Origin of the sequence: Serratia rhizosphaerae, from assembly GCF_009817885.1 — a bacterium.
Classification (GTDB): domain Bacteria; phylum Pseudomonadota; class Gammaproteobacteria; order Enterobacterales; family Enterobacteriaceae; genus Serratia_B; species Serratia_B rhizosphaerae.
This window is the reverse complement of record NZ_CP041764.1, coordinates 2892649-2914589: the sequence shown is the minus strand read 5'-3', so window position 1 is coordinate 2914589 and position 21941 is coordinate 2892649. Positions and strand designations below refer to the sequence as shown.

General features: G+C 58.8%; 18 protein-coding genes. 12 read left to right on the top strand and 6 right to left on the bottom strand.

Annotation, left to right across the window (positions count from 1 at the left end):
* Positions 1-27 precede the first annotated feature (27 nt).
* The 3 genes from lptF (at position 28) to FO014_RS13580 (ending at position 3049) form a co-directional block, all read left to right on the top strand.
* On the top strand, positions 28-1098 hold the full coding sequence (gene lptF / locus FO014_RS13590; RefSeq protein WP_160029904.1) for an LPS export ABC transporter permease LptF: 1071 nt from the start codon (positions 28-30) through the stop codon (positions 1096-1098).
* Positions 1095-2174 (top strand): LPS export ABC transporter permease LptG, encoded by a 1080-nt coding sequence (gene lptG / locus FO014_RS13585; protein ID WP_160029903.1) that lies wholly within the window; start codon positions 1095-1097, stop codon positions 2172-2174. The genes lptF and lptG overlap by 4 nt, the downstream gene beginning before the upstream one ends.
* A 101-nt stretch (positions 2175-2275) precedes the next feature.
* Positions 2276-3049: a glycosyltransferase family 2 protein gene (locus FO014_RS13580; RefSeq protein WP_160029902.1), complete on the top strand. Its 774-nt coding sequence runs from the start codon at positions 2276-2278 to the stop codon at positions 3047-3049.
* A 122-nt stretch (positions 3050-3171) separates the two neighbouring features.
* Here the strand turns inward: FO014_RS13580 and FO014_RS13575 are convergent, their stop codons facing one another.
* Positions 3172-3777, bottom strand: coding sequence for a TetR/AcrR family transcriptional regulator (locus tag FO014_RS13575; protein ID WP_160029901.1), 606 nt, complete (start codon positions 3775-3777; stop codon positions 3172-3174).
* Between the two features lie 154 nt (positions 3778-3931).
* Here FO014_RS13575 and FO014_RS13570 point away from each other — a divergent pair, with 154 nt between their 5' ends.
* The 5 genes from FO014_RS13570 to FO014_RS13550 all read left to right on the top strand — a co-directional run bounded on the left by FO014_RS13570 (position 3932) and on the right by FO014_RS13550 (position 9126).
* Positions 3932-4777, top strand: coding sequence for an alpha/beta fold hydrolase (locus FO014_RS13570; RefSeq protein ID WP_160029900.1), 846 nt, complete (start codon positions 3932-3934; stop codon positions 4775-4777).
* 529 nt (positions 4778-5306) lie between these two features.
* Positions 5307-5717: a GNAT family N-acetyltransferase gene (locus FO014_RS13565; protein WP_160029899.1), complete on the top strand. Its 411-nt coding sequence runs from the start codon at positions 5307-5309 to the stop codon at positions 5715-5717.
* 27 nt (positions 5718-5744) lie between these two features.
* Positions 5745-6434 (top strand): helix-turn-helix transcriptional regulator, encoded by a 690-nt coding sequence (locus FO014_RS13560; RefSeq protein ID WP_160029898.1) that lies wholly within the window; start codon positions 5745-5747, stop codon positions 6432-6434.
* Between the two features lie 20 nt (positions 6435-6454).
* Positions 6455-7756, top strand: coding sequence for a cytosine permease (locus FO014_RS13555; protein WP_160029897.1), 1302 nt, complete (start codon positions 6455-6457; stop codon positions 7754-7756).
* Positions 7757-7809: 53 nt separating this feature from the next.
* Positions 7810-9126, top strand: a complete 1317-nt coding sequence (locus FO014_RS13550; RefSeq protein ID WP_201282864.1) for an APC family permease — start codon at positions 7810-7812, stop codon at positions 9124-9126.
* A 17-nt stretch (positions 9127-9143) separates the two neighbouring features.
* Here the strand turns inward: FO014_RS13550 and FO014_RS13545 are convergent, their stop codons facing one another.
* The 4 genes from FO014_RS13545 to FO014_RS13530 are packed head-to-tail and all read right to left on the bottom strand — an operon-like array spanning position 9144 to position 15140.
* A complete protein-coding gene (locus FO014_RS13545) occupies positions 9144-10724 on the bottom strand; it encodes an aldehyde dehydrogenase (NADP(+)) (protein WP_160029895.1) in 1581 nt (526 codons plus the stop codon).
* Positions 10725-10742: 18 nt separating this feature from the next.
* The gene (locus FO014_RS13540) at positions 10743-12527 is read right to left on the bottom strand and encodes an IlvD/Edd family dehydratase (RefSeq protein WP_105232524.1); all 1785 of its coding nucleotides are present in this window, start codon (positions 12525-12527) and stop codon (positions 10743-10745) included.
* Positions 12517-13911 (bottom strand): MFS transporter, encoded by a 1395-nt coding sequence (locus FO014_RS13535; RefSeq protein ID WP_160029894.1) that lies wholly within the window; start codon positions 13909-13911, stop codon positions 12517-12519. The genes FO014_RS13540 and FO014_RS13535 overlap by 11 nt, the downstream gene beginning before the upstream one ends.
* Before the next feature lie 53 nt (positions 13912-13964).
* Complete coding sequence (locus FO014_RS13530; protein ID WP_160029893.1) at positions 13965-15140, bottom strand: fumarylacetoacetate hydrolase family protein; 1176 nt, start codon at positions 15138-15140, stop codon at positions 13965-13967.
* Between the two features lie 114 nt (positions 15141-15254).
* Here FO014_RS13530 and FO014_RS13525 point away from each other — a divergent pair, with 114 nt between their 5' ends.
* From FO014_RS13525 to FO014_RS13515, 3 genes are all read left to right on the top strand, one after another.
* Positions 15255-16205, top strand: a complete 951-nt coding sequence (locus FO014_RS13525; RefSeq protein ID WP_160029892.1) for a LysR family transcriptional regulator — start codon at positions 15255-15257, stop codon at positions 16203-16205.
* A 371-nt stretch (positions 16206-16576) separates the two neighbouring features.
* Positions 16577-17872, top strand: coding sequence for an MFS transporter (gene tcuC, locus FO014_RS13520; protein ID WP_160029891.1), 1296 nt, complete (start codon positions 16577-16579; stop codon positions 17870-17872).
* Positions 17873-17894: 22 nt separating this feature from the next.
* Complete coding sequence (locus FO014_RS13515) at positions 17895-18701, top strand: substrate-binding domain-containing protein (protein ID WP_160029890.1); 807 nt, start codon at positions 17895-17897, stop codon at positions 18699-18701.
* Here the strand turns inward: FO014_RS13515 and psrA are convergent.
* Entirely contained in the window at positions 18649-19575 is a 927-nt protein-coding gene (psrA, locus tag FO014_RS13510) for an L-proline-binding transcription factor PsrA (protein WP_160029889.1), read from the bottom strand. The two genes, FO014_RS13515 and psrA, sit on opposite strands and share 53 nt — an antisense overlap.
* A gap of 307 nt (positions 19576-19882) precedes the next feature.
* Between psrA and FO014_RS13505 the strand changes: the two genes are divergently transcribed.
* Positions 19883-21268 (top strand): carbohydrate binding domain-containing protein, encoded by a 1386-nt coding sequence (locus FO014_RS13505; protein ID WP_160029888.1) that lies wholly within the window; start codon positions 19883-19885, stop codon positions 21266-21268.
* Positions 21269-21941 lie beyond the last annotated feature (673 nt).

The window sequence follows — 21941 nt, the reverse complement described above, 5'->3', positions numbered from 1 at the left end:
CCGCACGCCCTCAGGAGCCGATGACGTATGCCTTTGATTGAACGCTACATCATGGTTGAGATCCGCCGCCTGGTGGTGATGATCGCCGGGTTTCTCATCTTCATGTTCGCCAGCTACTCCGCTCAACGCTACCTTACCGACGCCGCCAACGGCACCCTGGCGCTGCGGGTAGTCGCCGACGTGGTTTTCTATAAATCGCTGATTGCGCTGGAGATGATATTGCCCGTTGCGCTGTACGTTTCGGTGGCGGTCGCGCTGAGCCAGCTCTATAGCGATGCGGAGATCACCGCCATCCAGGCCGCCGGCGCCAGCCCGCTGCGACTGTACAAGGCGGTGCTGATACTCGCCGTTCCGCTGGCGATAGGCGTCACGCTGCTTTCCCTGTATGGCCGGCCCTGGGCGTACGCCAATATTTATCAGTTGCAGCATCAATCGCAGTCGGTGCTGGACGTGAGCCACCTGCAGGCCGACAAGTTTAACGTGAGCGGCAACGGCCGCATGATCCTCGCCGGGCACATCGACAAAACGGCCAATCATCTGACGGACGCCCTGATTTATGTCCGCGCCGCCCATCATACCAATCTGTACCGCGCGCAGTCGGTTGAGGTGTTCGACGCCTCAGCCGCCAGCCCCGCCGTGCGGCTGAAGACCGGCACCGCCTATGTGTTGGATCGCGAAGGCGCCGACGACAACGGGCAGAATTACGACAACTTTGACATCGCGCTGAAGCCGTTCGTGCCCAGCGCCGAGTCCCGGCACAAATCGGCTTCGCTGGCGAGCTTGTCACGCTCCGCCGATCCGGCCGACGCGGCGGAACTGCAGTGGCGCGAGAGCCGCGGCCTGACCACCGTGCTGATGGTGCTGCTGGCGATCCCCTTCAGCCGCACCAAGCCGCGGCAAGGCCGCTACGCCGTGCTGCTGCCCCTCACAATTCTGTTTACCGTGATTTTCTATGGCGGCAACATTTGCCGCACGCTGGTGGCGAACGGCACTCTGCCGCTTATTCCCGGCGTCTGGCTGGCGCCGATCGCGATGGCGATCGGCGTTGCCCTGCTGCTCACCCGCGACTTATCCCCACTGCGGAAAACCTCCCGATGACTATTTTTAGCCGTTACCTGATCCGCAACGTGCTCATTGGCTTTGCCGCTGCGGCCGGCCTGCTCATCCCGCTGTTCACCACCTTTACGCTGATTAACGAACTCGAGGACGTCACCCCAGGCGGCTACCGCTGGACGCAAGCGCTGCTGGTCACCGTGATGACCCTGCCGCGCAGCCTGGTCGATCTGGGGCCGTTTATCGCGCTGCTCGGCGGTATCGTCGGGTTGGGCCAGCTTTCCAAAAGCCTGGAGCTGACGGCGATCCGCTCCGCCGGCTTGTCGATATTCCGCATCGCGCTGGTGATGCTCGCCGCCGGGCTGCTGATGAACCTTTCGCTCGGCGCGATCGATGAGTGGGCCGCCTCCCCGCTGCAGCAACGCGCGCTGCAGCTGAAGAACAACGCCCTGGCGCAATCGAACGATAACGACGTTGCCGTCAACCCGCTGTGGGCGCGGCGCGGCGACGAGTTTGTAACGGTCAAAACCGTCGATGAAAATGACCAGCCCCACGACATTGAAATCTTTCGTTACCGCGCCGATCGTTCGCTAGAATCTTACCTCTACGCGGAGAGCGCCAGCACCGCCGCCGACGGCAGTTGGCTGCTGCACAACGTGATGCGGAAAAGCTGGCAAGGCAGAAAAGAGACGCTTCAACGGCGAGACAGCCTGCCCTGGCAATCGCTGTTCTCCGTGCCGAGCCTGAAGGAGCTGACCCTGCCGGCCGGCAGTTTCTCGCTTCGCCAACTGGATCGCTACATCGATTACCTGCACAGTTCAGGGCAGCCCAGCATTGAATATCGCCTCGCGCTGTGGAAAAAACTCGGGCAGCCCCTGCTGGTGCTGGCCATGATTTTACTGGCTATCCCGTTTACCTTCATTGCCCCGCGCGCACCCGGCCTGGGCAACCGCCTAGCCATCGGCGCGATCGTGGGGTTGCTCACCTATATCACTTATCAGATCGTCCTCAACCTGGGCTTGCTGTTCTCTTTCAACGCTCCCTTCACCGCCCTCGCCCCGCCGCTGCTGATCCTGCTGCTGGCGTTGACGCTGGTTTACCGCTTCGATCGGCAAGGTTAGGTATTTTGGGATTAATAAGGGATAAAAAGAGAGTCGCAACGTCCACGAGAGGGTAACCAACCAGACCTCATCTGCTCAACGGATTTTCAGAGTGTTAGTTAATGGAAAAAATATCTGTCTGTATCTTAACCTTTAATTCCTCTCGCCTATTACGTGAGGTGCTTTCTCCACTCATAGGCATTGCAGATGAGTTGATTGTCGTCGACTCGGGGAGTACTGATAAGACACTCCCCATTTGTCAAAGCCTTGGAATAAAACCTATTTATCATCGCTTCGAAACCCATGGGCGACAAATGAACTTTGCCATTTCCCAATCTCATAATGACTGGGTACTGTGCCTGGACAGTGATGAAATTATTGACTCCGACACCATGGATTTCATTGCTAAATTTAAAGCACAAGAAAGTCCAACCCCACAAAATGCCTATAGAATCAAGAGAAATTGGTTTGTACTGGGGCATTCAGTCAGAACGATTTATCCTGTTTCCTCACCGGATTACCCCGTTCGCCTTTTCAACAGAACGTTGGTTAGCTTCAATGATGCCCCGGTAGACGATGCCGCTGAAGGTTATACCCGTACATCGATCATGCCAGGGAGTGTTAATCACGATACCTTTTACTCGCTCCATGAAATATTCAACAAACTTAATGGCTATACGACCCGTGTGGTAAAATATAAATATATTAAACCATCAATTTTCCGGGGCGCAGTTAGCGCAATCGGAGCATTTTTTAAATGGTACGTGCTGAGCGGAGCATGGAAAGACGGAAAAATCGGTATCGTCACCGGATTTTATGCCGTTGCATATAGTTTTCTAAAGTATTTTAAATCTTGGTATGCAAAAGATGAAAACGTTAAAAACAAACAGAAATAAGCACGCTTTACCCACTATGTGAACAACGTCAGCGCGCTGCACGAGATCTATGCGAAAAAGGTGATGGAAGTTACCGGCCGACGGCCTACAACCGGAGACGCGGTTGACCAATCCGGAGGGAACTACGTCTGGAAACCGGTCAACGCCGGCCAGAGCATCATCGCCGATTCAGCCGTAGTATCCAGTTGGGCCTTCGTTTCCCCGTCACGGGCCCGGGTCACCATTCCCTGCTGAACCGTAAAATAAAATCTGGCAACGGCCTCGCAATCCGCAGACTCTGCAATCTCATGTTTTTCCTGGGCAAGCCGCAGGCAGTTTTTCAGCCGAACAAACATCTCATGACGACGGTGCCTTAGCTCATGGCTCAAGCTGTCCGGCAGGCCGCCCTCCATGCCCGACAGCGAGAGCAGGCAACCCTGCGGGGCGGTTTTTCTGGTCAGATAGCGCGCCGTATTCCGCAATAATGTTTCAACCGCATGCTGGGCACTTCCGTTACACAACAGCCCTCCCCACAATTTCTCGCCAACGTCGGCGTGATAGCGCTCAAGCACATCGCGATACAGCGCCTCTTTGGAACCGAACGCGGCATAAAAGCTGGGCGGATTAATCTTCAGCGCCGCTGTCAGATCGCTCAGTGAAGTATTGGTAAATCCTTTCGTCCAGAAAATCAGCATCGCCTGCTCAACGGCCGCTTCCCTGTCAAATGTACGCGGTCTGCCACGAGCCATATTGCTCCTCCGGTAACGGCATGACTTAGTAATATGTATTGATTATTACATAATGTGCTAATCCATCCCAGCAACGGCAACGGGCGAACATCAGTCATTGATAATTACATAGTGATCACTACATAATGAAATGGAATTCATACGGAGAAACACCATGACTGATGAGTTAAAACACGAAATAGCCCGGGTTAATGGCATAAGGCTGCACTACGTACGGGGCGGGACAGGAGAGCCGGTGCTGCTAGTTCACGGCTGGCCGCAGACCTGGTATGAGTGGCGCCGGGTTATCCCCCGGCTGATCGCCGCAGGACATGAAGTGATCGCCGTCGATATGCGCGGTTCGGGGGATTCAGACAAACCGGCAACGGGCTACGACAGCAACACGGTTGCCGGGGATCTGCATGCGTTAGTCACCCATCTTGGTTTTGAGCGCATCCGGGTTGTCGCACATGATAATGGCGCGCGCGTGGCCTATGCCTATGCGGCGAACTATAGACATCAGGTAAAAAGCCTGGTGTTCCTGGAAAGCAAAATCCTGGGGATTGAAAGCGAGGATGATGCTGAAAAAGAGTACTGGCATTTTGGCTTCCATCAGGCTCCGGATTTGGCGCAGCTGCTGGTAACCGGGCGCGAACGTGAATACCTGAACTACTTTTTCACCACCTATGCTTATAACCCCCGCGCTATCACCGAATCAGACCTTGATGAGTTTGTCAGGTGCTATTCAGCCGCGGGCGGCCTGAGGGCCGGCTTCGAGTTTTATAAGGCGTTTCCCGAATCAGCCCGTCAGAGCCGGGAACTGGCGGCCCGCAAGCTCGATATTCCGGTTATGGCCTGGGGCGGGTCGCACTGTATGGGCGACATCAGTTTTCGCAGCATGCAACAGGTCGCCCATCATGTTGAAGGCGGAGTGATACCGGAATGCGGGCACTGGATAGCCGAAGAAAAACCCGAGTTTATCGCCACCGAGATACTTAACTTCCACAGGAAACATTCCTGACGCTTTCTGCCCCTCGTCGCGGATGGCACCGTCCGCGACAAACCAGACACCAGGTTTATCTGTTCGCCTGAGATACGCACCACGCCCTCCCAATCTCGCTCCATACCCTTAAGCGCTTTCTAAGAGAGAAAACGCGACTGGATATATAGGGTTAAACCCACGCTGACAGATAACAGTTGCCCGACGGTCGGGCGGATTGTGGATGGATACGTCAAAAATAAAGTGGCTCTCCCGGCGGCAAGTCGGCTTGCTCTACTCGGTGGAGCCATAACTGTCTGCAGTTTTCCTAATGGAACCCTGGTGAGGCGCAAGTTAGGAAAAGATGGCGTAAGCAGGGCATTTCAGCGTTCAGGCAGCGCCTGTTTCACCATTTTCCTCACCCTGTCGATTTCACTATAAGTGTCCCCTCACCTGATGGAAAAGGGTGAAAATCACCCTTGAAACATATTAACGAAAGTGATATTAAAACAAGTTATCGCTAAGACAATAAATCAAACTTTAAATAATTTAATCAGGCAGTTATATTTAAATGAATATCAACATCACCGACAAACCTAACCCGCAGGATGAAGCATTCGTTATAGACAGCCTGTGGGCGCACAACCATAAAACACAGCCCGTAGATATTCACCCGCTGTTTCTGACCGTCACCGACGACAATCAGCAAATCGTCGGCGGCCTGGTGGCACGCACCTGGTGGGGCGGCCTGGAAGTGCAATATTTGTGGGTCGGCGATCGGTGCCGCAATAGCGGCTACGGCCGCCAACTGATGCAGTTGGCCGAAGAAGAAGCCCGTAAGCGCGGCTGCCATATGGCTTATGTCGACACCTTCGATTTCCAGGCCAGAGGCTTCTACGAAAAACTGGGCTACCAGGTCTACGGTGAGCTGGGCGATTACGCGCATCGCCATACCCGTCATTATCTGGCGAAAAATCTGTAACACGGTCGGCGCAGCTCAAAGGTGAATATGGATTCCTCGCATAAAAGTAATGAATCTTATTTTAAGTCCCTCATTACCATGATGGAGCACCTGAGCGAACCCTGGGGCATCAAAGATCAGCTGTCCCGCCACCTTTATATGAACCGTGCCGCTTATCTCTATACCAATACGCCGCTGAACTTCGACGTCGCCGGCAAATATGACCACGAATTCCCCGCCGACTGGGCCGACTCTGCCGCCGACTTCATCGAGCACGACAAAATGACCGAAGCGGCGCGCGATCGGGTTACGGTCATCGAAACGCACTACTGGTACGGTAAAGACAGCCTGACGCCGTTTATCAGCGAAAAGCTGCCGGTCTATAACGACGACAAACAGGTCATTGGCGTAATCTGGAACGCCAAACCGATGAACAGCCTGTCGCCGCTGAAATACATCAATCAGCAAAAGCCCAGCATCTTGACCACCGAGGTCAATAATGAGCAGTTCACCCGCGCCGAGTTCGATGTCATTTTCCTTATGCTGCAAAGGTTTACGGTGAAAGAGATCGCCAAAATCTATAACGTCAGCAATAAAACCATCGAAAACCGTATTTACAACATTTACCAGAAAGCCAACGTGCATACTCAGCAGCAATTCGAAGAGTATTGCAAATACGCTAATCTGGATAATTACATTCCCGACCGCCTGATAACCAAGGGCATTCAGTTTATCTGAACCACAAGGAAGCTCTCACCGTGATAAAGATCGAAGATTATCCGCTCACCCGGGTGCCGCAGGATAAAAGAGTGTCGTTTTTAAGCGTCGCCATCGTACATATGGGCATGCTGACCGCGTTGGATCAATTTATGCTCGGTGCCGTGCTCGGCAACGCCATGACGCTGATCGACGCCTTCAGTGCTATTTTCGTCGGCAGCCTGATCTTCGGCGTGGTGACCTATGGCCTGGGTCTGGCGGGCATGCGCGAGGGGATTTCCGGCAGTTTGCTGGCGCGCTGGTGCGGCTTCGGTCGTCTGGGGTCGGTGCTGATCGGCATGGTGGTGGCCGTCAGTCTGCTGGGCTGGTTCGGCATTCAAAACGCCATTTTCGCCAAGTCGCTCGACTTCGCGCTGGGCAATAAACTGGGTTTTGGCCTGGCCGCCGGGCTTTCAGGCTCATTGCTGACCATTCTGGTCGCGTTCGGCTTCAAAGCGCTGCGCATCGCCGCCCGCATCGCGGTGCCAATGTTCATCATGCTGGTGGCCTATATTTCGCTGACCGCGATTTCCGGCCACAACCTGCAGGAAATTATCCAACTCGCACCGCCGGGCAAACCGCTGACCATCAGCGCCGGCATCACCATCGTCGTTGGCGGCGCCATCGTGGCTAGCCTGATGACGCCCGATCTGACCCGTTACTCCAAAAACGGCAAGCACGTGCTCGGCGTTACGATCTTTACTATCGTCGCCGGTGAATTCGTGGTTAACGGCCTGGCGATCCTGATCGCCAAAACGCTGGGCACCGCAGACGTGGTGACCATCATGTCACAGGCGGCCGGCGGCGCCGGCCTGCTGGTGGTGGTGTTTTCTACCCTGCGCGTCAACGATCTTAACCTGTACTCCTCTTCATTAGGCATCGTTAACGCAGTGGAAGGCATCACCGGCAAAAAGCTCAAGTACACCTACACCACGCTGGCGATCGGCATTCTGGGCACCACGCTGTCAGTACTGGGCATTCTCGACCGTTTCGTCGACTTCCTGACGGTGCTCGGCGTCGTCTTCCCGCCGATTATCGGCATCATGCTGGTAGATTACTATCTGCTGCGCAGCCACCGCAAAATCCTGGACGAAAGCCGCCGCACAGGCCAGCTGCCGCAAGAAACACCGACTATTGGTTGGGCGGCGATCGTCGCCAGCATCATCGGCGGCGCCGTCGGCCTGGCGACCGAATGGGGCGTGCCGACGATCAACTCCCTGGTAGCCGCCAGCCTGCTGTATTGGGTGCTCAAACTGGCCTTCAGCCGGGTGCAAAAACCGCTGGCCTCGCAAAAGTCGCTCTGATTGCCGCTCGCGCACGACGTCGGTTCAGATAATAACAATCAAAGGTGATGGTGATGGCACTGGTTCGTTCGTTGCGGATGCGCGACTTAGTGATTATGGGGTTGCTGTTTATTGGCCCGGCGGCGCCGGTAGGATTGTTTGGCACGCTGGACGCCACCAGCGGCGGAGTGGTGCCACTGGTTTATGTGATTGCCACCGTGGTTATGGGCTTTACCGCCTGGTCCTATGCGCTGATGTCGCGGGCGGTGCCCAACGCCGGGGCGGTGTATGCCTATACCCGGGAAGGAATTACTCCCCGAGTGGGTTTTATCGCCGGCTGGATCATTCTGTTGGATTATCTGTTTATTCCGGCGGTGGCCTATCTGTTTAGCGGTATTTCGTTAAACGCGCTGGTGCCTGCGGTGCCGGTCTGGGCCTGGACGCTGCTGGCAGTCGCGGCAACCACAACCCTGAATCTGACCGGGCTGCATAAAACCCGACGGGTCACCATGACGGTGTTGATCGCCGAGCTGATCGTACTGGCGCTGATTCTGGCCGGCGGGCTATGGGTGCTGTGGCAGCAGGGATTTAACCGGCCGCTGCTGGCCCCCTTTCTGGGAGCGGAAGGCATCAGCAGCGGTGCCGTACTGACCGGCGTCTCCGTGGCCGTGCTCTCTTACCTGGGCTTTGACGCCATCTCCACGTTTGCTGAAGAAAACCAAGGCTCCCGCAATCAGCCCGGTCGGGCGACCCTGTGGTGCCTGATTCTGGCGGGAGCGCTGTTTGTCGCTCAGACCTGGCTCGGGGCGCTGCTCAGTCCCTGGGACAGTCAGACGCTTGCGCAACAGCCTGAGCTTCAGGGTAAAGCCTATTATGTGATTGTCGGCGACACTATCTCTCCGTGGCTGGGCGATGCGCTGGCCTTTGTGAAAGCGCTGGGGGCGGCTTTCTCCGCCATGGTGGGCCAGGCGGCTGCGGGACGGCTGCTGTTCAGTATGGGGCGTAGCGGCGCGCTGCCGGGTTCCCTCAGCCAGGTCGGCAAACGCAGCGGGCTGCCGGTGACCGCGCTGCTGGCCGCCGCCGCGGTCAACACCGTGCTGGCGGTAGTCGCCGCCAGCGTCGACAACGGGCTGTCGCAGCTGGTCTCGTTTGTGGATGTGGGGGCGATCTGCGGCTTTATTCTGCTGCACTGTTCGGTAATCGGCCTGTTTCTGGTGAAGCGCCGCCAGCGCAGCCTGCGCGCGCTGCTGGCCTGCGGGCTGGTGCCGTTGCTGGGGATCGCGGTGCTGACGCCGGTGCTGTTCCATATTCACACCCCGGCGCTGGCGGCCGGGGCGCTGTGGTTGCTGGTAGGGCTGGGGGTGCTGTGGCGCCGTCGGGCGTCATTTTAAAGCAACGGCCCCGCCGTTTAACGCAGCGGTTCGCGGGTGATTACGCCATTCACCAGTCGGTTAATCCCCAGCGGGTTTTCATCCTTCAGGGCATCCGGCAGCAGCGCCTGGGGATAATCCTGATAACAGACCGGGCGCAGGAAGCGATCGATAGCCAGGGTGCCCACCGAGGTGCCGCGGGCGTCCGACGTGGCAGGCCAGGGGCCGCCGTGCACCATGGCGTCGCACACCTCCACGCCGGTGGGATAACCGTTCAGCAGCAGACGCCCCGCTTTCTCTTCCAGCAGATTCACCAGCTCGCGGCAGTCGCGCAGATCGTCCGGCTCGGCGATGAGCGTCGCGGTGAGCTGGCCGTGCATTCCCTGTAGCGCCTGCAGTAATTCCCGCACGCTGCCGGCCTCCACCGCCACGGTAGCCGGGCCGAACACCTCTTCCTGCAACAGCTCATCACCGCTGGCCAGCAAGGCGGCATCGGCCTTAAACAGCCAGGGAGCAGCCTGATTATCGTCACGCGCTTCGCCGGTCAGCGTTTCAACCTGCGGATGCCGGCTCAGCCGGGTAAGCCCCTGACGATAGTGCTGCAGGATCCCGGCATTCAACATTACCTGCGCCGGGCGGCTGGCCATTTCATCACGCAGCGCCAGCAGAAACTCGCTATATTCCGCCCCTGCCGCGCCGATAATCAGCCCCGGGTTCGTGCAGAACTGGCCGCAGCCCAGCACCACGGAATCCGCCAGCTCGCAGGCGATCTGCGGCCCACGGCGGCGCAGGGCTTCCGGCAGCAGAATGATGGGGTTGATGCTGCTCATTTCGGCAAATACCGGAATCGGCTGCGGACGGCTGGCCGCCATATCGAAAATGGCCCGTCCGCCGCGCAACGAGCCGGTAAACCCCACCGCCTGAATCGCCGGATGTCTGACCAACACTTCGCCGATGGTGGTGCCGTAAATCATGCTGAACACGCCTGCGGGCATGCCGGTCTGACGCGCGGCGCGGACGATGGCGTCGGCAACGCATTCCGCCGTTGCCATATGGCCGGTGTGGGCCTTAAACACCACCGGGCAGCCCGCCGCCAGCGCGGCTGCGGTATCGCCGCCGGCGGTAGAGAACGCCAGTGGGAAGTTACTGGCGCCAAACACGGCCACCGGCCCCACGCCGAGCCGCGCCTGGCGCAGATCGGGGCGCGGCAACGGCTGCCGATCCGGCAATGCCGTATCGATACGGGCTCCCAGACAGTCGCCGCGCCGCAGTACGCTGGCAAACAGCCGCATCTGGCCGCTGGTGCGCCCGCGTTCACCGCGCAAGCGGGCCACGGGCAACGCCGTTTCCCGGCTGGCAAGGACCAGAAACTCGTCGTCCAGCGTATCCAGCTCATCGGCAATGGCTTCCAGAAACCGGGCCCGATGTTCCGGCGCCAGGCGGCTATAGACGCTAAAGGCGCCACGAGCCGTCTCGCAGGCGGCGGCAGCCTCCTGTTCGGTGGCCTGATAAAAGCGCCACGGCAGCGCTTCGCCGCTGACGGCGTCCAGGCTTTCCAGTACGGTATCTCCCTGGGCGCTGCGTTCGCTGCCGATAAAGTTGTAACCGGTAATCTTCATGACCTGATGCTCATCTCGTTAGTGTGAATGTCGGGGTAAGTTGTCGTCATTAACCACCCGCAAATAGAGGGTCGCCGGCTCCAGGCAGCCGCCGGTGGAAAGCTGGCCGACCATGCTGCGGTAAATTTCCTGCCATGGCGTCTGAGAAGGCGGATGCGTGGGCGTAAAGGCCGCCCGACGACGTTCCATTTCGCTATCGTCAATCAGCAGATCGACCCGGCGCTGGTTAAGATCCACCCGCAGACGATCGTTGGTTTGCAGCAGCGCCAGCCCGCCGCCGACGGCGGCTTCCGGCGACATATTGAGGATCGACGGGCTGGCGGAGGTGCCGCTCTGGCGTCCGTCCCCCAGACAGGGCAGCGAGGTTACCCCCTGTTTCAGCAGCGCCGTCGGCGGCGCCATATTGACCACTTCAGCGCTGCCGGGGTAGCCGACGGTACCAGCGCCGCGGATCACCAGAATCGAGCGGGCGTCAATCGCCAGTTCGGGATCGTTAATCCGCGCGTGGTAATCCTCCGGGCCATCGAACACGATGGCCCGCGCCTCGAAGCAGTTTTCCGCACCGGGTTCGCTGAGCCACGTTTTACGGAATTCGTCACCCACCACCGACATCTTCATAATCGCGCTGTCGAAGAAGTTGCCGCTCAGCACAATGAAGCCCGCCCGGTGTTTGAGCGGATTTTCCCAGTCGTGAATCACATCCGCATTGTGGTTGCCGGACTCGCGGGCGATGTCGCCAATGGCTTTGCCGCTGACCGTCAGGCAGGATTCGTTGAGGCGACCAGCTTTCTGCAACTCATGCAGCACCGCCGGAACCCCGCCGGCGCGGTGGAAGCCCTCCCCCAGATAGCGTCCGGCAGGCATGCAGTCCACCAGCAGCGGCACCGCTTCGCCCACCCGCTGCCAGTCATCCAGAGTCAGCGCAACACCGGCATGGCGGGCGATGGCGATCAGGTGCGGCGGACAGTTGCTGGATGCCCCCAGCGCCGAGGCAACGGTAATGGCGTTTTCAAACGCCGCTTTGGTCAGAATCTTCGACGGACGCAGATCGTCCCACACCATCTGGCAGATGTGTTTGCCGGTGCGGTAGGCCATCTGCCCGCGCTCGCGATAAGGGGCCGGAATGCTGGCGCAGCCCGGCAGCGACATGCCGAGCGCTTCGGCCAGCGCGTTCATTGAGAGCGCGGTCCCCATCGTGTTGCAGTGGCCGATGGACGGCGAAGAAGCGGTAGTCAGCTCCATAAAGCCTTCGTAGTCGATTTCGCCGGTGGCCAGCAGGTTGCGTGCATGCCAGATCACCGTGCCGGAACCAATCAGCTCCCCTTTATAGTGGCCGTCGAGCATCGGCCCGCCGGACAGTACGATGGCAGGCAGATCGGTGGTGGCGGCCGCCATCAGGCAGGCAGGCGTGGTTTTATCACAGCCGGTGGTCAGCACCACGCCATCCAAAGGATAGCCGTGCAGGATCTCCACCAGCCCCAGATAGGCCAGGTTACGATCCAGCGCCGCGGTGGGACGGCGGCTCTGCTCGGCGATGGGGTGAACCGGAAATTCCATCGGAATGCCGCCGGCATCGCGAATGCCGGCCTTCACCCGTTCCGCCAGCGCCTGGTGGTGGCGGTTGCAGGGGGTCAGATCGCTGCCGGTCTGGGCGATGCCGATAATCGGACGTCCGGATTGCAGCTCCTCGCGGGTCAGTCCGTAGTTCATATAGCGTTCGACGTACAGCGCCGTCATATCGGCGTGTTCAGGATCGTCGAACCAGCGCTGGCTGCGCAGTTTGGGTACCGGTTTATCCTTCATGATTTTTCTCTCTTATTAGTATGGCGCCCGGGGCGCGATGACGGGGTGACCGGCCGACGGCATCCTGAATCAGTGTCAGGTCGCGGCCGCGGGTTTCCACGGAAAGCCAGCTACCGGCGAGCGTAATGCCCCCCAGAACAATAGTGTATGCGGCCAGCACCCAGGGGGCGCCGTCGGCCAGTCCTGTGAGCCAGATCCCGAGTAGCGGCGCCAGTCCGCCGGAAAGCAGCGCGCCGACCTCGCGGGAAAGCGCCACGCCGGAATAACGGTAGCGGTTGCCGAATAGCTCGGTGAAGTGGGCGCACTGAGCGCCGAGCATGCTGTTGGCGCCGATGGCAAAACCGCCGACGATCGCCAGAGTGATAAGCCAGGGATTGCCGCTGGCGATCATCATCCAGGCCGGGAAGGCCCAGAGCATGCAGAACAGCGCCCCGGCGCGGTAAACCCGCAACCGCCCCACGCGGTCCGACAGGGCGCCGAACAGCGGCGTGGTGATGACGCTCGCCACGCTGGCCAGCAGTACGGCATTAGTGCCGATCTGCGCGAAGGCGGCGCTCTGCTGGGCCTGGGTGGCGGCGTAGCCGGTCAGAAAGGCGATGGACACCGTGGCGTACAGAGTGGAGCTGCCGGTTTCCGCCATGCGCATCAGAATGGTGGCGGCCAGCGGACGTCGCGCGTCGCGCATGACCGCCCGCATCGGCGTCTTAATCACCTGCTGCTGGGTTTCCAGGGTCTTAAACACCGGGCTTTCTTTCAGCCTTAAGCGCACCCAGATAGCGACGGCGATCAACACCACGCTCAGCAGGAAAGGAATGCGCCAGCCCCAGCTCAGGATCTGCTGTTCGCTCAGCAACAACTGCATAACCCGAAAGGTGATGGTCGCCAGCGCCAGCCCGGAAAAAACGCCGATAAAGGGCAACGCCGCATACCAGCCGCGGCGTTTCGGAGGCGCCAGCTCCGCCATCAGGGTGGCGGCGCCGGACTGTTCAGCGCCGGCGCCGAAGCCCTGAAGCAGCCGCAGGGCAACCAGCAGCACGGCGCCCAGCGGCCCGGCGGGCAGCAAGCCGATCAGCGTGGTGGCGACCCCCATCAGCCCGATGGTGATCAGCAAGACCAGCTTGCGGCCTTTGCGATCGCCCAGCGAACCGAAAAACAGGCCGCCGAAAGGCCGGGCCAGGAACCCGGCGCCATAGGTGGCGAAGCTTGCCAACAGCGCACCGGTAACCCCCAGCGAGGGGAAGAAAATATGACCGAAGACCAGCGCCGACGCCAGCCCGTAAATGGCAAAATCGTAATACTCCAGCGCGCTACCAACGGCGCCGGTGAAGATTGCCCGCCGCAGCTGGCGCGGATCGGGCGTAGAAGAGTGATTCTGTACACGCATAGCATGCTCCTTCAGTGGGATTGCCTTACAGCGTGATTTCAGGATGGCGGGCGTTACAGCAGGCGGCGCCGGCTCAGATTGTCGAACAGCGCGCGCAGACCGAAGGTCCAGGGCGGTGCCTGGTCGCTGGTGGTGACCCGATTGCGCAAAGCGCCCAGCATCGGCGTGCCGATAGTGACGATATCGCCGGGCCGGTGGGTAAAACCGGCGCCGGGGCGATCCCGGTCCTGGGTGGGAGCGAACAGCGTGCCCAGGAACAGCGCAAAGCCGTCGGGATACTGGTGGCTGGCGTTCAGGGTCTGCCTGACCAGCTCTTCAGGATCGCGGCTAATGGCGCTCATGGCGCTCAGTCCGTGAAGCTGGAAACCCTCTTCGCCCTGAACCGTCAGTTCCACCTCGCAGTTGCGTACGTGATCCAGGGTAAAGCTGTCATCGAACAGGCGAATAAAGGGGCCGATGGCGCAGGAGGCATTATTGTCCTTGGCTTTGCTGAGCAGCAGCGCGCTGCGCCCTTCGAAGTCACGCAGGTTGACGTCGTTGCCCAGCGTCGCCCCCTGAATCCGGCCGCGACTGTTAACCAGCAGCACCACTTCCGGCTCCGGGTTATTCCAGCCGGAATGGGGATGAATGCCGATGGCGGCGCCGGTGCCGACGCTGGCCAGCACCGGCGCCTTGGTAAAGATCTCGGCGTCGGGGCCAATGCCGACTTCCAGATACTGGGACCACAGGCCGCGTTCAATCAGCAACTGCTTCAGGGCGACGGCCCGTTCGGAGCCGGGTTTGACCGCCCGCAGGTCCGGGCCGGTGAGATCGTAGATGCGGGCCCGCAGGCCGCTGGCCAGCTCACCGTCACCGGCGGCCTGTTCCTCGATCACCCGCTCCAGCATGCTGTCGACGAAGGTGACCCCGGCGGCCTTAATCACCTGCAGGTCGATGGGGGATAGCAGGTACGGGCGCGCAGGGTCCGGCGCATCGCCGCCGTTGGCCAGCAGCTCACAAAGTGAGCCGATATGGCGTCCCTTTGTCTGGCGTATCACATCCCCGGGGTTTTCCAGTTCCAGAAGTCCGGCGACGGTGGCAGCCTGTTGCGAAATATCGAAGACGTCGTCGCCGCGAATAACCACCGGCGAAGGACCGGGACAGGGGCCGGGAACCCAGGCGCGGCCGATCAGGCAGCCGCGGGTTCCGTCTTCGGGCAGGGTGTTTGCAGGATTCAGAGCGATGGTCATGGGAGTTTCTCCTCATTGTTGTTGCCGTTACGTTATGCGGCGGGAGAGATAAACTCCAATGGCATTCATTCAGTCATCGATAACCAGGGGTTATCGGTTATTCAAGGGCGCACTATGTCTGATATTTCGTTTACCAGCTTCTGTCACTGGCTAAAGTTCCGCCATCTGTTGTTGATAGATACTCTTGGTCGTACCGGGAATATGCATCTGGCGGCCGAACAGATGAGCCTGAGCCAGCCCGCGCTCAGTAAAATGCTCAGGGAGATCGAGAACCAGTTCGGTTTCCCGCTGTTTGAGCGCCTGCCGCGCAGTATGCCGCCCACGGCGCTGGGCGGCGAGGTGGTGCGCTACGCGCAGATTGCGCTCAACGATGCGCGGGGATTTGTGGCGCGCATCGACAGTCTGCGGGCCGGCGGTCACGGACACCTGCGGGTGGGAGGGATCTTCGCCGCCACGGCGGTGGCGCTGCCCCAGGCCATCATCAGTATCAAAAAGCGCTGGCCGCTGCTGGCGATTGAAGTGGTGGAGCAGACCAGCGATCATCTGATGGAAATGCTAAAGGCCCGCACCCTGGACTTGGCCATCGGTCGTTTTACCGAACCTCAACAGCAACAGCTGTTCGACTTCCGCCCGATGGGGCCGGAACCGTTCTGCCTGGTGGTGAATCGCCGCCATCCGCTGGCCGGGCAGGATCGGCGCTACAGCCTGGGAGAACTCCTGGCATGGCCGTGGATCCTCTACCCTCAGGGGACGCCGATCCGTCGCCAGATGGAGGAGGCCTTCGCGACGGCCGGCGTTGCCACGCCACACAATACCGTTGAAACCATCTCGATGCAGACCTTCCTTCAGGTACTACAGGGCGGCCCGATGATCGGCATGCTGCCGGAAGCCATGGCCGCCGCTCATCTGCACGGGGGACTGCTGAGCGTGCTGAACACCGATCTGCGGCTGGCACCGCAGGAATATGGCGTACTGACCCGGCGCAGCGAACCGCTTACCGAGATCGCCCGGGAGTTTATGGCGCTGTTGCTGGAGCCGGAACAGGAAGCGTTGACCGAAACGTAAGAGAGCTGGCTTCAGAACATGAAGCGCCCGCCAACATCAAGTGTAACTCATTGACCAGCAGGATTTATCTTTCAGGGGGGACGCCGACCAGGATCAGGTCCGATAGCTGTAATACCCATGTCGCCCCCCTCTCACCCCGCCTATGAACCCCGTCACAAAATAGCAACCTAACAGTTACCCTGCTTACTAACGGACATACCCGCCAGCTAATTTTAACCCATTGTTAACATAATCTATTTCTGGCGGTCGGCGCCGATTGATGTGTAAAACACATCAGGCCATGTGTAAATTGCACTTATTTACTTTTCCCCCTTCCTGCAGTCTCCAGAGCAGGCGCAGCCAAAAGCGCCACTGACAAACTGGAGACAACCATGCACTCATCGACCTCACCCATGACCGCCCGGGGACGCGCCGGCGCGATACTGCGCGTAACCTCAGGCAACTTTCTTGAGCAGTTTGATTTCTTCCTGTTCGGGTTTTATGCCACCTACATCGCCCACACCTTTTTCCCGGCCAGCAGTGAGTTTGCCTCACTGATGATGACCTTCGCCGTCTTCGGCGCAGGCTTTCTGATGCGCCCTATCGGCGCGGTGGTGCTGGGCGCCTACATCGATAAAGTCGGCCGCCGTAAGGGGCTGATCGTCACGCTGTCGATCATGGCCGCCGGCACCTTTCTGATTGTGCTGATCCCGTCTTATCAGAGCATCGGGCTGTGGGCGCCGCTGCTGGTGCTGATCGGGCGTCTGCTGCAGGGCTTCTCCGCCGGCGCGGAGCTGGGCGGCGTTTCGGTGTATCTGGCGGAAATCGCCACGCCGGGCCGCAAGGGGTTTTACACCAGTTGGCAGTCCGGCAGCCAGCAGGTTGCCATTATGGTGGCGGCGGCGATCGGCTTTGCCCTGAATGCGGCGCTGGAAGAGAGCGCGATTCGTGAATGGGGCTGGCGCATACCGTTCCTGCTGGGCTGCGCCATCGTGCCCTTTATCTTTGTTTTACGCCGCAGGCTGGAAGAAACCGAGGAATTCAGCGCCCGCCGTAACCACCTGGCGATGCGGCAGGTTTTCCGCACGCTGCTCGCCAACTGGCAGGTGGTTATCGCCGGTATGCTGATGGTGGCGATGACCACCACCGCCTTTTACCTGATTACCGTCTATGCGCCGACCTTCGGCAAAAAAGTGCTGATGCTGAGCGCCTCCGACAGCCTGCTGGTGACGCTGCTGGTCGCCATTTCAAACTTCATCTGGCTGCCGGTAGGCGGCGCCCTGTCGGATCGCTTCGGCCGTAAGCCGGTTCTGGTGGCAATGACGCTGCTGGCGCTGGCCACCGCCTATCCGGCGCTGGCGCTGTTGGCCGCCACCCCCACCTTCTCGATGATGCTGAGCGTACTGCTGTGGCTGTCCTTTATTTACGGCCTGTACAACGGCGCCATGATCCCGGCCCTGACGGAAATTATGCCGGCGGAAGTACGGGTCGCCGGTTTTTCTCTGGCTTACAGCCTGGCGACGGCGGTATTCGGCGGTTTTACGCCGGTGATCTCCACCGCGCTGATCGAATTCACCGGGGATAAAGCCTCGCCGGGCTACTGGATGAGCTTTGCCGCCGTGTGCGCCCTGTTGGCGACGCTGTATCTGTACCGCCGTCGCACCTTGACCCTGCAAACCTCACATTAATCCCGCAGCCAGGAATGACATCATGCATAAAATTTATCCTTCCCTGATCGCCGCGCTGGTGCTTTCCTCCGCCAGCGGCGCCGCACAGGCCAAAGACGTCACGGTGATGATTTCAGGCGGTTTTAAGGCCGCGCTGGAAAAACTGGCGCCGCAGTATGAAACCCAAAGCGGCAACCACATTATTCTGGTATCCGGGCCGTCGATGGGAAAATCCGCCCAGGCGATCCCTAACCGCCTGGCGCGCGGCGAAAAAACCGATGTGGTGATCATGGTGGGCGATGCGCTGGAAAACCTGGAAAAAGAGCGCTGGCTGCAGCCGGGTTCACGCGTGGAGCTGGCCGATTCACCGATTGGCGTGGTGGTCAAACAGGGGCAGCCGAAGCCCGATATCAGCAGCCGCGACGCGCTGCGTGCCACCCTGCTGCAGGCCGGCTCCGTGGCCTATTCCGACAGCGCCAGCGGCCGCTACGTCAGCAGCCGGCTGTTTGACACGCTGGGCATTGCAGCGCAGATGAAAGATAAGGCGCATAAGGTGGAGCGCGTCCCGGTAGCGGGCGAAGTGGCAGGCGGTAAATACGCGCTCGGTTTTCAGCAGGTCAGCGAGCTGCTGCCGGTTCCCGGCGTGACCTTTATCGGCGAGCTGCCGGACAGCGTGCAGTACATCACCCGCTTTGCCGGCGCGGTGACGGCGCACGCGGATCATCGTCAGGAAGGGAAAGCGCTGCTGGATTTCCTCTCTTCACCAACGGCGCAGCAGACCATTGCCGCGACCGGGCTTAAATCTGTTCCGGCCGTGCAGACCGTTCAGCTGCGAGATGCCGTTCAGTGATCAGTTGTTCCAGTTCCGCAGCCACATAGGACTGTATGCGTCCGCTGCGTTTGAGCAGCCCGACCGTGCGCGTTACCGCCGGTTCGGTCAGCGGCAGCTGCATCAGCACGGAGTGCTCTGCTGGAGGCATCGACATGGCGGGCACGGCGGCAATGCCGATACCCGCCTCAACCATTCCCAGCAGGGTGGTCACATGCCGGGTTTCGCACAGGCTGGGGCGCGCGGGAATCATATCCCCCAACGCCTGATCGAGCAGGTTGCGGTTGCCGGAAACTTTATCCAATCCCACATACTCCTGCTGATAAAACTCGCGCCAGGTGAGGCTATCCCTTGTGGCCAACGGGCTGTCGCGCCGGCAGGCGGCCACATAGGCATCTTCCACCAGCGGTAAAAACTCCGTATTCGGCAGCGGGTTGCCGGAGAAACAGATGCCGAAGTCGGCCTGGCCGTTCATCACCGCTTCGATAACGTTGCCGACGCTGCTGTCGATAAGCTTTACGCGCACGCGCGGGTATCGCGCCTGAAACAGGCGGATCACGTCAGGCATAAAGTAATACGCCGCCGAGGGCACCGTCGCCACCGTCACCAGCCCCGTCCGCTCCTGACTGACTTTACTGACGTCAGCCATCACTTCTTCAAAATTCGCCAGCAGCTGGTCGGAACGCTCGGCAAACGTCTGCCCGTACAGCGTCAGAGTGACGCGACGGGTGGTGCGCTCGAACAGCCGGGCGCCCAATGCCGCTTCCAGCTTTTCTATTCTGCGGCTCAGGGCCGACTGGGACAGGCAGATAGACTCGGCGGCGCTACGAAAGCTGCCGTATTCGACCAGCGCGCGAAACGCATACAGACCGTTAAGATCAACATTCACGGGCATAGCGGCAAGCAATCCTTATGACGAGAAATAACCGGGATAAAAATAATAGCGCCTTATCGCGCCGTAGAGAAAGAACGATTGGTCGGCCGTCATGCAAAAGACCGCCGATAGCGGTGGCCACCAGCAAGAATAGTACGGCCACCCACCCACCCCGCCGGTGACCTGCGGAGTCAACGTCAAAACAACATACTCCGCCGACGCGACACTATTTTTTATTCATAACAGTGCGAGGCTTTCACACTACGCCTATGCTTTGAACGCAAAATAACAAGCAATGATAAATAAACAGGATAAAAGGAAACAGTCGATGAATACACAGGTGCAAAGCGGTAAGAAAGTCGATCTGGTGATCGTCATTGATACCAGCGGTTCAATGGCCGATGAGGCAAAGGCGCTGAGCGCGGCGCTGGACAAGGCCGTAGAGGAAGCCCGTAAATCTTGCCCTTCTGATTTACGGGTCGAATTTTTGGGGATTGAAGGCACATTCACCGGCACCAAGTTTGATAAAACGGTGCATAACTACCTCACGACAACCGCCGGAGCAGATGGCAATACGTTAAAAGGACGCAAGCGGGACAGCGTAGCGAATGCCGGCGCGCAGGAAGATGTGGCTCGCGCGGTAGAAGATATCAGCACCCATTTTGACTGGCGCGCCGGTGCAGAAAAGAACGTGTTCGTATTAGGCGATGAGAGCCTGGAAGGCGGAGAAATGATTCTGGATGCAGCGCGTATCAAAGCCTGCAATGATGCCATCGCTACCGCGCTGAGAAACGGCGCCAAAGTACATACCTACCTGGGCACCCCACACGCCACCACGCCGTATCCGACGCCGGAAGATGAAGAAGCCAATATCAAGGAATACAAACGGCTGGCGTTGCGCACCGGCGGTGAGCACTATATCTATACCAAAGGCATCGCCGATTTTACCCAGGTGCTGAAAGATACCATCTGCGCCAGTAAAATCCCGCAGCAAGAGAGCATTGAGGATAAAAAAGACGAAGCCGATAAGCTGGAAGGCAAAGCGCCGTCAGAAGGCGATAAACCAACAGGCAACGGCAGCAACCTGTGCGAGCAACTGCCGGAAATTGTAAAAGCGGTAAATACATTGGCGGACGTGCTGAAAGGTTTGGTTGAAGCCTGCGGACCGGGTAATGCAGGCAATGCGGAGAAATCCGGATGCAAGTGCCATGAACACGCCGCACCGGTTGAAACGCCGCCGTCCCCGCCAGCCCCGGAGCCAACCCCCGTCCCCCCGCCGTTCTCAGAATCAACGGACTTCACAGGGGATCAGTTAAATAACTGGCAATTTGGCCCCGCAACGCCTGAGCATGAGTTTTACACCGAAGATGGAAAAAGCCTGATACGTTTCCCGACCACCAATGTCAAAGGCAGAACACATAACGGCGTATTGCTGTATAAAAAATACACCGAACTGCAGCCAGGAAAGCGCTATCGTTTCAGCATACGGGCGCGCCGGGATAACGACTATAAAGTGATCCCGGAACTGTCGCTGCGTGTTGCAGGCAGTGACATTACGCCGTTGACAACATTAAAAAACAAAGGCGAGTGGTTAACCCTCACAGGGGAATTCACCGCCGCACAGGGCGAAAATCTGCTGGAAATATTCAGCCATAAAGCGAGCGGCGACGGCAATGATTTCAGCATCACCGACATTAAGGTAGAAGAGATCTGATACCGCTTATTGCCGGGTCGCTTAAACGCGGCCCGGCAAACCGGAACGGCGTAGCTGCAGCGCTGAAGCAAACTGCCCTACACAAGGCGTTACCCGCTGTCAGTTCGGGAGAAGAAAAGCGCGTGAGCAGACGCTCACGCCAATGGATGATTCAAAATTACTTTATTGGAATAACAGGGCTGTAATATGTCCTGCGCCCTTTTATCAGTGGTTCCCCTGGTATTACGTGCTATGGGCTATCCAGCGACAGCCCCTGATACCGTCATCTTGCATAACAATGTAGTTTTTCTTACCCTGAAAAGTCAACATATGAATACAAAAATGGTGACTAATAAATAACTTTTTAAATTATGGTTATTTATCAAAATGATGTGAAAGAGTCGAAATCAGGAGAGTGGTATAGAACAACCCGCCAGCCACCATATAATGCAAATTATCTTATGGATTTTTCATGCCTCTATCATACAGCACAGCGTGTCATTGGCGGTTACGGCCGAGACTGCGCATGGACGCTGACGCTACACACGCGCTTTTCTTAATATTGGGTTCACCAGCTATTCCCGTCCCCTTCGGTTTCCGGTAATGCGTAAACAGGTCTAGTTTGTATCAAGACAGAGGGGATGCAGCGGCGCACAAAAAAACCGGAAACATACTGGCCAGTACATTTCCGGTT

What these genes read in the sequence shown, in the direction of transcription:
- FO014_RS13550 (WP_201282864.1), top strand. Translation starts at nt 7,810, where the DNA reads ATGGCACTGGTTCGTTCGTTGCGGATGCGCGACTTAGTGATTATGGGG.
- FO014_RS13515 (WP_160029890.1), top strand. Translation starts at nt 17,895, where the DNA reads ATGCATAAAATTTATCCTTCCCTGATCGCCGCGCTGGTGCTTTCCTCC.
- FO014_RS13530 (WP_160029893.1), bottom strand. Translation starts at nt 15,140, where the DNA reads ATGACCATCGCTCTGAATCCTGCAAACACCCTGCCCGAAGACGGAACC.
- tcuC (WP_160029891.1), top strand. Translation starts at nt 16,577, where the DNA reads ATGCACTCATCGACCTCACCCATGACCGCCCGGGGACGCGCCGGCGCG.
- FO014_RS13540 (WP_105232524.1), bottom strand. Translation starts at nt 12,527, where the DNA reads ATGAAGGATAAACCGGTACCCAAACTGCGCAGCCAGCGCTGGTTCGAC.
- lptG (WP_160029903.1), top strand. Translation starts at nt 1,095, where the DNA reads ATGACTATTTTTAGCCGTTACCTGATCCGCAACGTGCTCATTGGCTTT.
- FO014_RS13545 (WP_160029895.1), bottom strand. Translation starts at nt 10,724, where the DNA reads ATGAAGATTACCGGTTACAACTTTATCGGCAGCGAACGCAGCGCCCAG.
- FO014_RS13580 (WP_160029902.1), top strand. Translation starts at nt 2,276, where the DNA reads ATGGAAAAAATATCTGTCTGTATCTTAACCTTTAATTCCTCTCGCCTA.
- FO014_RS13560 (WP_160029898.1), top strand. Translation starts at nt 5,745, where the DNA reads ATGGATTCCTCGCATAAAAGTAATGAATCTTATTTTAAGTCCCTCATT.
- FO014_RS13575 (WP_160029901.1), bottom strand. Translation starts at nt 3,777, where the DNA reads ATGGCTCGTGGCAGACCGCGTACATTTGACAGGGAAGCGGCCGTTGAG.
- lptF (WP_160029904.1), top strand. Translation starts at nt 28, where the DNA reads ATGCCTTTGATTGAACGCTACATCATGGTTGAGATCCGCCGCCTGGTG.
- FO014_RS13565 (WP_160029899.1), top strand. Translation starts at nt 5,307, where the DNA reads ATGAATATCAACATCACCGACAAACCTAACCCGCAGGATGAAGCATTC.
- psrA (WP_160029889.1), bottom strand. Translation starts at nt 19,575, where the DNA reads ATGCCCGTGAATGTTGATCTTAACGGTCTGTATGCGTTTCGCGCGCTG.
- FO014_RS13570 (WP_160029900.1), top strand. Translation starts at nt 3,932, where the DNA reads ATGACTGATGAGTTAAAACACGAAATAGCCCGGGTTAATGGCATAAGG.
- FO014_RS13525 (WP_160029892.1), top strand. Translation starts at nt 15,255, where the DNA reads ATGTCTGATATTTCGTTTACCAGCTTCTGTCACTGGCTAAAGTTCCGC.
- FO014_RS13505 (WP_160029888.1), top strand. Translation starts at nt 19,883, where the DNA reads ATGAATACACAGGTGCAAAGCGGTAAGAAAGTCGATCTGGTGATCGTC.
- FO014_RS13535 (WP_160029894.1), bottom strand. Translation starts at nt 13,911, where the DNA reads ATGCGTGTACAGAATCACTCTTCTACGCCCGATCCGCGCCAGCTGCGG.